The sequence below is a fragment of the Stenotrophomonas maltophilia complex sp. Om-AH-Sm3 genome (assembly GCF_059337855.1).
On the sequence record NZ_JBYBLQ010000007.1, the window covers coordinates 173,406 to 185,805 of the forward strand.

At 65.9% G+C, this 12,400-nt stretch carries 10 protein-coding genes; 8 read left to right on the plus strand and 2 right to left on the minus strand.

Going from position 1 to position 12,400, the window contains the following annotated elements:
- Positions 1–28: 28 nt before the first annotated feature.
- A complete protein-coding gene (locus tag AC10QF_RS10990; protein ID WP_494542193.1) occupies positions 29–577 on the minus strand; it encodes a TetR/AcrR family transcriptional regulator in 549 nt (182 codons plus the stop codon).
- Positions 578–582: 5 nt separating this feature from the next.
- Entirely contained in the window at positions 583–2,115 is a 1,533-nt protein-coding gene (locus AC10QF_RS10995) for an MFS transporter (RefSeq protein ID WP_494542194.1), read from the minus strand.
- Between the two features lie 290 nt (positions 2,116–2,405).
- Between AC10QF_RS10995 and AC10QF_RS11000 the strand changes: the two genes are divergently transcribed.
- The 8 genes from AC10QF_RS11000 (at position 2,406) to AC10QF_RS11035 (ending at position 12,395) form a co-directional block, all read left to right on the plus strand.
- Positions 2,406–3,344, plus strand: a complete 939-nt coding sequence (locus tag AC10QF_RS11000) for a nucleoside hydrolase (RefSeq protein ID WP_494542195.1) — start codon at positions 2,406–2,408, stop codon at positions 3,342–3,344.
- Positions 3,345–3,432: 88 nt separating this feature from the next.
- Positions 3,433–3,675, plus strand: a complete 243-nt coding sequence (locus AC10QF_RS11005; protein WP_079223041.1) for a type B 50S ribosomal protein L31 — start codon at positions 3,433–3,435, stop codon at positions 3,673–3,675.
- A 296-nt stretch (positions 3,676–3,971) separates the two neighbouring features.
- Entirely contained in the window at positions 3,972–5,249 is a 1,278-nt protein-coding gene (locus AC10QF_RS11010) for a citrate synthase (RefSeq protein ID WP_494542196.1), read from the plus strand.
- A 312-nt stretch (positions 5,250–5,561) separates the two neighbouring features.
- Positions 5,562–6,665: a hypothetical protein gene (locus tag AC10QF_RS11015; protein WP_494542197.1), complete on the plus strand. Its 1,104-nt coding sequence runs from the start codon at positions 5,562–5,564 to the stop codon at positions 6,663–6,665.
- A gap of 597 nt (positions 6,666–7,262) precedes the next feature.
- Complete coding sequence (locus tag AC10QF_RS11020) at positions 7,263–7,766, plus strand: CS1 type fimbrial major subunit (protein WP_447906248.1); 504 nt, start codon at positions 7,263–7,265, stop codon at positions 7,764–7,766.
- Between the two features lie 62 nt (positions 7,767–7,828).
- Positions 7,829–10,543, plus strand: coding sequence for a TcfC E-set like domain-containing protein (locus tag AC10QF_RS11025; protein WP_447906249.1), 2,715 nt, complete (start codon positions 7,829–7,831; stop codon positions 10,541–10,543).
- A gap of 32 nt (positions 10,544–10,575) precedes the next feature.
- The gene (locus AC10QF_RS11030; protein WP_494542214.1) at positions 10,576–11,664 is read left to right on the plus strand and encodes a CblD like pilus biogenesis initiator family protein; all 1,089 of its coding nucleotides are present in this window, start codon (positions 10,576–10,578) and stop codon (positions 11,662–11,664) included.
- A gap of 11 nt (positions 11,665–11,675) precedes the next feature.
- Positions 11,676–12,395 carry a fimbria/pilus periplasmic chaperone gene (locus AC10QF_RS11035; RefSeq protein WP_447906250.1) on the plus strand — a complete coding sequence of 240 codons (720 nt, stop codon included), beginning with the start codon at positions 11,676–11,678 and terminating at the stop codon, positions 12,393–12,395.
- Positions 12,396–12,400 lie beyond the last annotated feature (5 nt).

Sequence of the window (12,400 nt, forward strand, 5' to 3'; positions counted from 1 at the left end):
GTCGAGCAAGCTCGACTCTACAAACGCGTTACGCTTTGCCGGCCGACAACAATCCGGCAATGCGCTCGGTCACCTGCGCACGCACCTCGGGATCCAGCTGGCCCTCGTACATCGCCTCGTAGATCCACAGCCCATCGGCGGCCAGCCGCGCCACGAAATCATCCAGCGCGGCCGGGTCGGCCACGGCCCTGGCCGGGGGTGACGGTGCCCAGCGCTTCACTACCGGGGCCCACGGGCGTTCGCCCGCTTCCGTGTCCATCGATTCGAGCATGAACATCAGCTCGGCCCGGGTCGCGCTCTGTGCCGACACCCGCACGAACGTCCGGTAGCGCTCCAGCGTCGTTGCCTCCTCGGCGCGCTTGCCGAGCAGTGTTTCCATCGACGCCTCCCAGGCCTTCACCAGGTGCTCGTCGATGCCGCGCAGCAGCGCCTCGCGCGAGGGGAAGTGGTAGAGCAGGCCACCACGGGTCAGCTCCGCCTCGGCTGCCACCGATTCAAAGGTGACGGCACCGAGGCCGTCACGGTTGATGACGCTCACGGCGGCGTCGAGGATGCGGTCGCGCTTGCTGGTTCTCATTGCCGTTATTTTACGCGATCACCTGCGCCGTCGCGGCCACCCACGCGCCCGCGCAGCAGGCGGGCCAGGAATGCTGCACCCGCCACGAGCACCGCCATGATGACCAGCAGCACGATCTGGTAACCGCGATCATAGGCGGCGGCCGCCTGTGCGAACCACGCACCCTGCCCGCCTTCGCGCGCCACGTGCAATGCCTGGCTAAATCCTTCGCGCGCCGCGACCGGCATGTCCGCCGCATTGGGCAGGAAGGCGCCGTACATCGCTGCACCCAGGCTGCCCAGCAATGCCACCGCCAACAAACCACCGAATTCATAGGACACCTCTTCCACCGACGAGGCCATGCCCGCACGGTGCGCCGGCACGTTGTTGAGGATGGCGGTGGACGCGACCGAGATCGCCGCGCCCATGCCCAGGCCGGTCAGCGCCATGCCTGCCACCACCCAGCCCAAGCCATGCGGGAAGCCGAACGCGACCACCGCCACGCCCGCTGCGCCCGTGGCCAGGCCACCGCAGATCAGCGGGCGCAGGCCGACGCGGTGCAGGAGGCTGCCACCCAGCAGTGCGCTCGGCAGGCTGCCCACTGCCGCCACCGAGACCAACAGGCCGGCCTGGAGCGGACTGAAGCCGGCGACCAGCTGGAAGCGCTGGGTGGTGACCAGTTGCAGGCCGGCCAGTGCGAACAGGGTGAACACCGCGGACAACGTGCCGGCGAGGAAGGCGGGATTGCGGAAGATCGCGAAGTCCAGCAGCGGATACGGCAGGTGCTGCTGGCGGCGCGCAAAGGCCACCGCGCTGACCACCGCCAGCAGCAGTGCACCGGCACCGAGTGCATAAGAGGGTGGCGTGGCGATCAGCGACTTGATCGCCATCACCAGGCCGGACAGTGCCGCCAGCGCCAGCAGCGAGGACAGCAGATCCCACGGGCGCGAAGTATCGCGCTGGCCTTCAGGGGCGAGCAGCAACGTTGCAAGGAAGGCCACCAGCACCACCGGCACGTTGACCAGGAACACCGAACCCCACCCGAAGTGCCGCAGCAGCAGGCCACCGATGATCGGGCCGAGCGCCGCACCGACGATGGCCACCGAGCCCCAGATCGCGATGGCGATGTTGCGCTCACGCTCTTCGTTGAAGCTCAGGCCGATGAGTGCCAGGGTGGCCGGCATCATCGCCGCCGCGCCTACCGCGAGGAAGGCACGCGCGCCGATCAGCTGGGCAGGTGTAGCCGAAAATGCGGCCGCCAGCGAGGCGATGCCGAACACCACCAGCCCGATCAGGAACATGCGGCGATGACCCAGTCGGTCGCCCAGAGTACCGGCGCCGAGCAGCAGGCCGGCCATCACCAGTGGGTAGGCGTTGATGATCCACAGCGCCTGCCCGGGGCTCGCCGACAGCCCCTTGGTGAGGGTGGGCAACGCGGTGTACAGCACTGAGTTGTCCAACGTGACCAGCAGCAGGCCGGCGGCGACGGTGAAGAGCAGCGCCCAGCGACGGGCACGGGACAGGGCCGGAGCACCGGCTAAGGGCTGGAAAAGGGCCATGGAGCACACCACGAGGGGATTTTTGGTGACCATAACTATACAGGATGTACTGTGCAGTTATGAGGCCGGGCGCGGGCGTGGTGCAGTTTTCGCCTCTGTAGAGTCGAGCCGTGCTCGACTTCATATAAGCTTCATCCTCGCGTGGCGTGGGTCTGCCGGGGGCGGATCATCGCCCGTACTCTGGGCAAGAGATCCAACCCTGTTCCTGCCGCATTTGCTCCCGTGCAGGGTGGTCTTGCAACGCTCATCAACCCGGTCCACACTTCGTTGCCGATCTGAAGACGGCAACGATGACCCACAAGATCCCGCTGTTGATCGACACCGACCCCGGTGTGGACGACGCCCTGGCCCTGCTGATGGCCTTCGCCGATGAACGGCACGACGTGGTCGCCCTGACCATCGCTGCCGGCAATGTCGGCCTCGACTACACCGTCCGCAACGCGCTCAAGCTCTGCGACATTGTCGGCCGCACCGACGTGCCGGTGTTCGCTGGCAGCCCCGATCCGCTCATCCATCCCTCGATGGACGCTGCCCACGTGCACGGCCGCGACGGCTATGGTGACGTCGACCTGCCGCCGCCCAGCCGCAAGGCCGAGGCCGAGCACGCCGCGCTGGCCATCCTGCGCCTGTCGCATCAGTACGCCGGCGAGCTGATGCTGGTGATGCTTGGCCCGCTGACCAACCTCGCGCTGGCGCTGAAGCTGGACCCGACCCTGCCCCAGCGCATCAAGCGCATCGTGGTGATGGGCGGTGCCGTCACCTGCCACGGCAACATCACCCCGGCGGCCGAATTCAACATCGCCTTCGACCCGGAAGCCGCGCATGTGGTGTTCACCTCGTTCAAGCACCTGCTGGTGTCCGACTGGGAGGCCACAGTCGCCCACGGCCTGCCGTTGGCGCAGGCGGAGCAGTGGCTGCAGGCCGATTCCGACCGCGCACGCTTCTATGAGCTGATCTCGCGCAAGACCCGCGCGCTGTCCGAAGACGCCAAGGGTGGCCGCTGGTACACCGCCGATGCGGTGGCCATGGCCTGGGCGCTGAACCCGGAAGGCCAGCTGCAGGTGGAATCGCGTCCGCTGAATGTGGAACTGAACGGCACGTTCAGCCGCGGCGCCACCATCGTAGACTGGAATCGCCAGACCGGCCAGCCGGACAACTGCGACCTGCTGATGGCCTACGACCAGGCCCGCTTCGAGGCCCTGGTCCGCCAGGCGCTGGGCGCCGATTGATCCCGGCGTGCACACATCGGTTGCCCCGCGCGGCAACCGGTGCTTATAATGCCGCTCTTGACCACCAGCCCATTTACGGTGTGAGCCCATGAAGGCCGATATCCATCCGAACTACCGCGACGTCGTCTTCGAAGACGTCACTTCCGATTTCAAGATCCTGACCCGCTCCACCATGGCGACCAAGGAAACCACCACCTGGACCGACGGTAACGAATACCCGCTGGTCAAGGTCGAAATTTCCTCGGCTTCGCACCCGTTCTATACGGGCAAGCACAAGGTGATCGACACCTCGGGCCGTATCGACAAGTTCCAGAAGCGCTACGCGCGCTGATCCGTCGATCCAGCTGCGAACCGACGGCCGCGCTTTGCGCGGCCGTTTGTTTTTGTACGGCGCTCACCCAACAGGCGTTTGGAATGGCGGAACAGACCGTTCAGGGGATGGCACCTTTGCCCATCAAGGCCGCTTGCCGGCACGGTTGCGCCTGCCCGTCGTCTACGACTTGCGTCTAGCACCCGACAAATGCTGCTGTGCGATAATGGTCTGATCCCCGGCACAGGCCGAGGACGTCATTCACGTGCCTGACCAACGCGCTTGGGCAGGCGCCTTCCCATGAAGGAGCGCACACAGTGTCCGATCTTGATCAGGTCACGCTCAACGCCGGCGACAAGTCGGTCGTTCTGCCCGTCATCAAACCCACCCTCGGCAACGACTGCGTCGACATCGCAAAGCTGACCAAGGAAACGGGGTTCTTCACCTACGATTCCGGCTTTACCGCGACGGCCAGCTGCAAGTCTGCCATCACCTACATCGACGGCGACAAGGGCGTGCTGCTGTACCGCGGCTACCCGATCGAACAGCTGTCGGAGAAGTCCAGCTACGTCGAAGTGGCTTACCTGCTGATCAACGGCGAGCGCCCGAGCGCCGAACAGCTGAAGGCCTTCACCGATGAGCTGGCTGCCGAAGCCAACGTCGATGCGTCGATCAACGCCCTGATCAGCAGCTTCGCCAAGGATGCCCACCCGATGGCCATCCTGACCGCTGCCATCGCGCAGCTGTCGGCCATCTACCACGACTCGCTGGACCTGTCCGACGCCGAACAGCGCCGCCAGGCTGCCGTGCGCCTGATCGCCAAGGTGCCGACCCTGTCGGCCCTGATCTACCGCCACGGCAAGGGCCTGCCGGCCAACAAGCCGGACACCTCGCTGGATTACGTCAGCCGCTTCCTGAAGCAGACCTTCGAGTCGGCTGATGGCCAGTACGATCTGAACCAGGACGTGGTCAAGGCGCTGGACCTGCTGTTCATCCTGCACGCCGACCACGAGCAGAACGCCTCGACCTCGACCGTGCGTCTGGTCGGTTCGACCGGTGCCAACCCGTACGCGTCGGTCGCCGCTGGCGTCACCGCGCTGTGGGGTCCGGCCCACGGCGGTGCCAACGAAGCCGTGCTGAAGATGCTGGAAGAGATCGGCAGCGCCGACAACGTCGAGTCCGCCGTGGTCAAGGCCAAGGACAAGACCTCCGGCTTCCGCCTGATGGGCTTCGGCCACCGCGTGTACAAGAACTTCGATCCGCGCGCCAAGGTCATCGGTGAGATGACCAGCAAGGTGCTGGACCAGCTGGGCGTGCAGGACCCGCTGCTGGACGTGGCCGTGAAGCTGGAACAGGCCGCGCTGCAGGACGAGTACTTCGTCGCCCGCAAGCTGTACCCGAACGTCGATTTCTACAGCGGCATCATCTACAAGGCGCTGCAGATCCCGACTGAGATGTTCACCGTCATGTTCGCCCTGGGCCGTACCTCCGGCTGGGTGTCGCATTGGCTGGAACAGCAGGTCGACCCGGAAATGAAGATCGGCCGTCCGCGCCAGGTCTACACCGGCAGCGACGTTCGCGACTACCAGGGCTGATCGCCCGCGTAGGTTGTGCTGAGAGCGCCCCGCATCCGCGGGGCGTTTTTTTTGCGCCGGATGGGCCTGCCGGGCTCTGGTAGCGCCGGGCCATGCCCGGCGGCTCTTGCCTTTGCGCGCCCGCGCAAAATCATCCACGCATGGCGTGGAACTACTGACACCCGGCACCGTACCCCGGTAGCGCCGGGCCACGCCCGGCGGCTTACAAACGCCAAGACCGCGTGATTTACAGGTCTCACCAGCTTCACAAGCGCTCGCGCAGCCTCGTCATGGCCAGCTGCAGCCGCAGCACTGTTACGGAGCCTTCATTCCATGAGTACCCGATTCGACCCACCCGAGCGAGGCCCGCTCGGCCCCGACGTCGCCACCGTCGTCACCGCCCCCATCGTGGCGCCGCCCAGCGAAAGCGCTGTCTCTTGGGGCGCGATCTTCGCCGGTGCTGCCGCTGCCGCCGCACTCTCCCTCATCCTGCTGATTCTCGGCGTGGGCCTGGGCCTGTCCTCGGTCTCGCCGTGGTCGTTTGAAGGCGTCAGCAAAGAAACCTTCGGCTGGTCCAGCATCGCCTGGCTCACCTTCACCGCACTGGCCGCGTCCGGTCTGGGCGGCTACATCGCTGGCCGTCTGCGTACCAAGTGGACCCAGCTGCACGGTGATGAGACCTACTTCCGCGATACCGCGCACGGCTTCGTGTCGTGGGCCGTTGCTACCCTGCTCACCGCTGGTCTGCTGACCTCGGCCATCGGTGGCGTGCTGGGTGCTGGTGCCAAGGTTGCAGGCGCGACTGCAGGTGCTGCGGCATCCACCGCGGGCGTTGCGGCAGCCGGTGCCGGTGCGGCGGCCGCCGGTGCCCCCGAAGGCGACCTCAACTATTGGGTGGATTCGTTGTTCCGTAATGTCACCACGGCTGGGCCGGATGCCGCCGCTGCACCGCCAGCGCCGGGCACCCCGCCGGCACCGGGTGCCGCGCCGGGCAATGGTCCGATGGACCCGGCTGCACCGCCGCCGCCGGTCGCTGCCAACGCCGCCCCGCGCGACGCCCGCATGGCCCCGCCGCCGCGACCGATGCCGGGCAACGGCCCGATGGGTGATCGCCGCGAAGTGCGTGCTGAAGTGAACCGCATCATCGTCAACAGCCTGCAGGGCGATGGCCTCGACCCGGCTGACACCCAGTACCTGGCCAGCCTGATTGCCCGCGAAACCGGCATGAGCCAGGCCGAAGCCCAGGCCCGTGTGACCGACGTGCAGACCCGCATGCGTGCCGCGCTGGAGAAGGCCGAGAACACGGCCAAGCAGGCGGCTGACGACGCCCGCAAGGCCACCGCCTATGCCGCGCTGTGGCTGTTCATCACCCTGCTGATCGGCGCGTTCTTCGCCAGCCTCAGCGCCACCTGGGGCGGCCGCCGCCGCGATCTGTAACCCGCATTCCATGCAAGGAGATCTGCCATGAAAATGATTCTGCTTTGGCTGTTGGGCGTGCCGATTCCGTTGTTGATCCTCTACGCGATCTTCTTCTGATATCGCGACGTTGAACGAGTACGCATCAGGCCGCCGAAAGGCGGCCTGATGTTTTTTGCGGGGAATGGCCGGGGGCAGGGCATGATGCCGCTCTCTTTACGCATTTCGGTAGCGCCGGGCCGTGCCCGGCGGCTTTGCCGCGTGCGGTGGGTCTCTGCAAAGCGCATCCACTTATGGAGTGCCTCTACTGCGGTACGCGCGGTGCGCTTTGAACGTCGCAATTGACCAGCGTTGCTCCGTCACCGTGTGCTCTGCAATGCATTTAATTGCAATCTTGATTGAGGAAAGTTGTATCTCTCGAATAATTTGATCGCCTTCAAGAATTGCGCTTAACAGGCACAGATTTAGGAATCGTTGAATAGATTCGACAGTCAGACAATTCCTACCATTCTCTCCGTCGCCCCACCACCCACCCTCCGGTGAGGTGACGCTCTCCTCCCACCCTCCTTCCTCCGGGAGGGGAGCACCTTCCTTCTATTGTCCGAGAGAGACAACCCGATGAATACTCTTCTGAAGAAGGCCGCGTTGGCTGCAGCGCTGGTCACCGCGTCGCTGTCCGCGCATGCTGCCCAGACCGATATCACCATCGTCGCAACCGTCGACAACAACATGACCCTGCTGCGTGCCGACGGCAGCGCACTGCCGGACTCGGTCAAGATGAGCTACAACCCGGTGCGCGGTCTGAGCACTTGGAGTGACCAGGTGCGCATCTACTCCAACGACACCACCAAGGACATCCAGGTTCGCCTCACTGCGCCGGTGGAACTGGTGCCGACCAATACGGCGGGTACCCCCGTTCCGGTGCCGCTGACGGTCAGCATGAAGGGCAGGGCACTCTCCACCACGGTCGAGGAATTCACCGCGGCGGAACTGTTCGACGGTGCCATTCCCAACGCCTCGGTTTCCATGGAATTGGCCATTGCCCAGACCACCCTCGGCAAGATTGCCGCTGCCGGCGACTACCAGGGCATGGCCAGCATCGTGCTGAGCCCCAAGCCCTGATCCGAAGGTATCCATAGCGCTGGCCCGCTGAAGCGGGCCGGCCTTACGTCGGCTGTTTCCCCATGAAAGTACCTGCCCCCGCTGCCACGCAGCTGGCGGCCGCGCTCGCCTTGCTGTTGGCCACGCCAGCGGTGATGGCGCGAGCGGTGCCGCCAGGATTCGAGGATCTGGTCGAAGGCCAGACCGAGCAGCTTGACGTCCGCCTGTTCGATCGCTCGGCCGGGTTGCAGCCCGTGCGCGTCACGCTGGACACCGTGCAGCTGGAAGCGCCCGCTGCAGTGCTTTCCGCGTTGGGTCTGTCAGATGAGGCGAAGGCGGCGCTACTGCCGGCACTGTCCCGGCCACTGCCGCGTAACAGTCATCTGGCCTGCCGGTTTGGTGGCGCAAGCGCGGGCTGCGGTTACCTTGAGCCACCCGAGGACGCAGGCACCGCGCGCGCGCTCTATGACGAAGGCGAAGGCGCGGTCACGTTGTTCGTCGCGCGGCAATGGATACCCGGCAAGCCGGCCGTTTCGCGTTTCAACCAGGTCAGCAGCCAGGCAGAAAATGCTTTCCTGCACCAGCAGACGGTCAACCTCAGCGGCGGCCGCGATTACCAGGCGCTGGCGGCGCAAGGTGTCGGCACGCTGGGCGTCGGTGCGCGTGGGCATCTGGCAGCCGAGTGGAACATCAGCCATCAGCGCTACCGCAGCACCGATGGGTTGACCGATTTCCAGCTGGACAACGCTTATTACCGCCATGACCTCGGCGTTGAACACTATCTGCAGCTGGGCCGCATGGACCGCCGCAACCTGTCCAGTCCGCAGGGCGGGACCTTCAGCTTCACCATGCTGCCGCTGGACCGTTTCCAGGGGCTGCGCATAGGCACCACGCAGGCCTACGTCAACGCCGACGCCGCGGTGCAGGCAACGCCGCTCACCGTGCTGCTGGCCCGCGATGCGCGCGTGGATGCCTTCGATGGCGACCGCCTGCTGCAGAGCTTCTATCTGCAGGCCGGCGTCAATCAGCTTGATACGCGCCGCTTTCCGTTCGGTGCCTACACCGTGGGTCTGCGCATCTACGAGGATGGTGTGCTCGTGCGCACCGAAGAGGCGCCGTTCGACAAGGGCGGCGACTGGACCGATACCAGTGTGCAGTGGTTCCTGCAGGGCGGCCGCCGCAGCGAGCGGCGTGACCGTCAGTTCAATGATGAGCTGGCCATGATGGGTGGCCTGCGCGTGCCGATGGGGCGCCACCTCACCACCACCTTTGGCGTGGCCGACGTGGGCGGCTTCAGCTATGGCGAGGTGCGGCTGGATGCGCGCCGCAGCTTCGCCACCCAGGATCTGCGTGCCAGCGTCAGCGCACTGCGCGGCAGCGACGGCAGCAATGGCCAGCAGCATCAGCTGTCCTACCGCCGTCGCGCCTCCTGGAATGTTTACCACCAGCGCCTGCGCGGCGTCGCCTGCACCTTTGACGACAACGCGCGCGACCGCCTGGGCTGTACCGACTCGCTCAGCGCGTCGATGGCACTGCCGGTGGCCGGCGGCAGCGCTTACCTGGCCTATACCCGCCGCCAGACCTGGCCCACCGGGTTGAGCCTGCAGGACGACGAACTGGGCGTGCCGGACCCGTTGCTGCCGCCGCTGCTGCCGGTCTACAGCCGCCAGCCGCAGCGCACCGGTACGTGGCAGGCCAGCTACACCCGCAGCCAGCGCTGGGGCGAGTTCAGCGTCAGCACGCGTATCGGCGTGTGGCACCAGACTACCCGCAGCGAGCAGCGCGATGAACGCGACCGCGGCGTGTACTTCAATCTCAGTCTGACCCGCACGCAGCAGGGCGCACGCGGTAGCTCGCAGCGCCGCTACGCGGTGGATGTGCGCCAGCCGCAGCACAGCCGCCCCGACGTGAACTACAGCGCTGGGCAGAGCCTGCGCCAGGAAGACGAAGGCAACTACCGCGAGTTGGCTGCCGAACTGCGCGGCAACAACAGCCACCGCTACAGCGCCATGGCCAGCGCACAGGTACAGAACGGGGTGGGGCATACCGGCGTGACCGTGGCCCATTACCAGCAGCCCGGCCGCGATGAACTGTCCTACAGCGCCACCCACAGTTCCGGCATGGCGCTGGGTGGGCAAGGCTTCTACTGGGGCGAGGGCATGGGCGCCGAGGCGGGCCTGGCCGTGCAGGTGGACGACGCCGACGATCTGGACCTGAGCGGTGTGGCCGCCGAACTGCAGGTGAGCGGCCTTCGCCGCCAGCGCCTGAAGCTGGGCGAGCGTCGCCTGCTGCCGCTGGCGGCCTACCAGGCCCACCAGGCCGAGCTGCAGGACACTAGCGCCCTGGACAGCATTGCCTCGGTGCGTGTGACCGGCGCCAGCGGCGTGCGCCCGCTGTTCCTGCCGCCGGGCAAGTTGATGCGCATGCCGGTGCCGATCGAGGTGACCTACACCTTCATCGGCAACGCGCGCGACATTGCCGGCGCACCGCTGGGCGGTGCCCGCATTCTCAACGCACCCGTGCCCGGCACCGGTGCCAATGGCGGCTTTGTCGCCGATTTCCCGCGTCGCGAACGCACGCTGTACCTGCTGCAGGACGATCATCTGCTGCAGTGCCCGCTGGAGGTGCGTGAGCGCCGCAGCGTGGTGCTGCTGGTGGGCGCTGTCCAATGCGAACCGCTGGCCGTGGCCCAGCTGCCGGCGGAGATCCGCCAGCAGGCCCGGGTGACCCGGCTGCTGCAGGAACAGGCGCTGATTGCCGCGACGCCCCAGACCGCTGCGGCGGGAGGTGTGAAGTGAACTGGCGAGTGATGGTGTTGGGCGTGGTGGCGATGGTGTGCGCGCCGGTTGCGTGGGGGCAGCGTCCGCCTGAAACGCACCCTGTCAGTGAGCAGCGGGACATCGTGATGACGTGGGATCGCTCGGCGATGCCGGGGGATATTGAGTTGTGGGCGCCGAGGACAGTGCTGGGATACGAGCGACTAGGCACGCTTTCCTATGGGGAACTCTTCCTCACCTGTAGATCAAACAGCGACGCATCGTATGGCCGGTGCCCTACGGCAGATACGCATGAGGATTCGCCAGGCAGGGATAGCAGAATTCCGGTTCAATTCATCGAACGCCGGTCTGGCACAAGGGCAGAGATAGAGTTTGTCGCTGAGATTCGTCGTGCAGACCCGACTGCTGCATGCAGTCTTGACTATTGGTCTTCAGAAATTAGGCCAATCTGGTCCTCGGCGGCAGGGACGTGTAACTCTTGGAAGCCGGTTGGTACTGGCGCCGGACTGACAGTTCGCTCGGAAAGCCTAAGAAAGCTGGTGGCCGGTCGATGGAATGCGGTGCTGGAACTGACTCTGCAGAATCCATCGAGCGGCGTGCTTGCCACGTACACGTTCACTTTTGACTTCACGATCACCGACCACAACGCCGCTGCAATCTACCTGCCCGAATTCGGGCACGCCTCGCCCACTGTCGGCCTCAACCTGCGCTACGACCCGTTTGCCCACACCCTCAGTGGCAGCAAGCTGGTAGACGTGTGCCTGTACGACGGCCTGGGCTCACAGAGCCAGTATCTCGGCCTGACCGTTCGTGACACCAGCGGCCCAGCACCCGGTCCCACCGGCTTCTCTGTCTGGCACGACGACGGCGGCACGGACGCGCGACGCCGGCTGGACTACACGCTCACCCTCGACCACGCGGGTACACCCGTGCCGCTGGTCAACGGCCAGGAGCACCAATTGCGCAACATCGATTCGGTGCCGTTGCGTCTGGTGATGCTGCCGGGCATGACCTACCCCGTTTACTGCGTGCCGACGCCCATCACCTTCCAGACGCCGACAGTGCCCAGCACCAGCAAGGATGCCGGCCACTACGGCGGCAGCCTGCACGTCGAGCTGCGCATCCCCACCACTTCGCCCTGACTGGAGCGCCCATGAAGCGATCTCTTGCCACCCTGATGCTGCCCGTGTGCCTGCTGCTGGCAGTACCCGCCCAGGCAAACCTCACCATCCACCCCATGCGGACCTCGGTTGACGCAAAGAAGGGGACGCAGATCCGCGTCTATTCGCAGTCTACCCAACCGCAGTACGTGCAGCTGTCGCTGCGCCGCATCGAAAACGCCGCCGATGCCGACGAACGCGAAGTGGAGGTGGACAGCAGTGAAGCGGCCTTTGCCGTCACGCCTGCCAAGTTCGCGTTGGCCGGCGGTGGAAACCGCCTGATCCGCGTCATTCCACTGCAGCCCGTGCAGCGCGAGACCGCTTACCGGGTCTACTTCGAAGGTGTGCGCGGCCCGGAAGAGTCGGCCAGCGAGGGCGGCGGCGAAGGTGCCGCGGCGAGCCTGGGGGTCAGCCTTGTCTGGGGCGCCCTCGTGAACGTGCTACCCCCAGATGGTGAGGTGGACGTGCGGGTGAGCGGCAACGAGCTGCGCAACGTTGGCACCCTGCGCGTCGGCATCACCAGCCTTGCCGATTGCGATGGTGCGCGCTGCACCGCGCATGACATTTCCCGGAGCCTCTATCCGGGCAGCACCTTGAAGCTGCCGTTCGCCATCGTACCCGGCCACAACGTGCAGCTGCGCTACACGCTCACCCGCGATGGCTATCGCGAGCACGTACAGACGCTTTCTCCTTCGCCGATAACTGCGCCCTGACCAGG

Bases quoted from the DNA above. Each gene is read 5' to 3' on its own strand.
- AC10QF_RS11030 (WP_494542214.1), top strand. From the start codon at position 10,576: ATGGTGTGCGCGCCGGTTGCGTGGGGGCAGCGTCCGCCTGAAACGCAC.
- AC10QF_RS11025 (WP_447906249.1), top strand. From the start codon at position 7,829: ATGAAAGTACCTGCCCCCGCTGCCACGCAGCTGGCGGCCGCGCTCGCC.
- AC10QF_RS10995 (WP_494542194.1), bottom strand. From the start codon at position 2,115: ATGGCCCTTTTCCAGCCCTTAGCCGGTGCTCCGGCCCTGTCCCGTGCC.
- AC10QF_RS11000 (WP_494542195.1), top strand. From the start codon at position 2,406: ATGACCCACAAGATCCCGCTGTTGATCGACACCGACCCCGGTGTGGAC.
- AC10QF_RS11005 (WP_079223041.1), top strand. From the start codon at position 3,433: ATGAAGGCCGATATCCATCCGAACTACCGCGACGTCGTCTTCGAAGAC.
- AC10QF_RS10990 (WP_494542193.1), bottom strand. From the start codon at position 577: ATGAGAACCAGCAAGCGCGACCGCATCCTCGACGCCGCCGTGAGCGTC.
- AC10QF_RS11015 (WP_494542197.1), top strand. From the start codon at position 5,562: ATGAGTACCCGATTCGACCCACCCGAGCGAGGCCCGCTCGGCCCCGAC.
- AC10QF_RS11035 (WP_447906250.1), top strand. From the start codon at position 11,676: ATGAAGCGATCTCTTGCCACCCTGATGCTGCCCGTGTGCCTGCTGCTG.
- AC10QF_RS11020 (WP_447906248.1), top strand. From the start codon at position 7,263: ATGAATACTCTTCTGAAGAAGGCCGCGTTGGCTGCAGCGCTGGTCACC.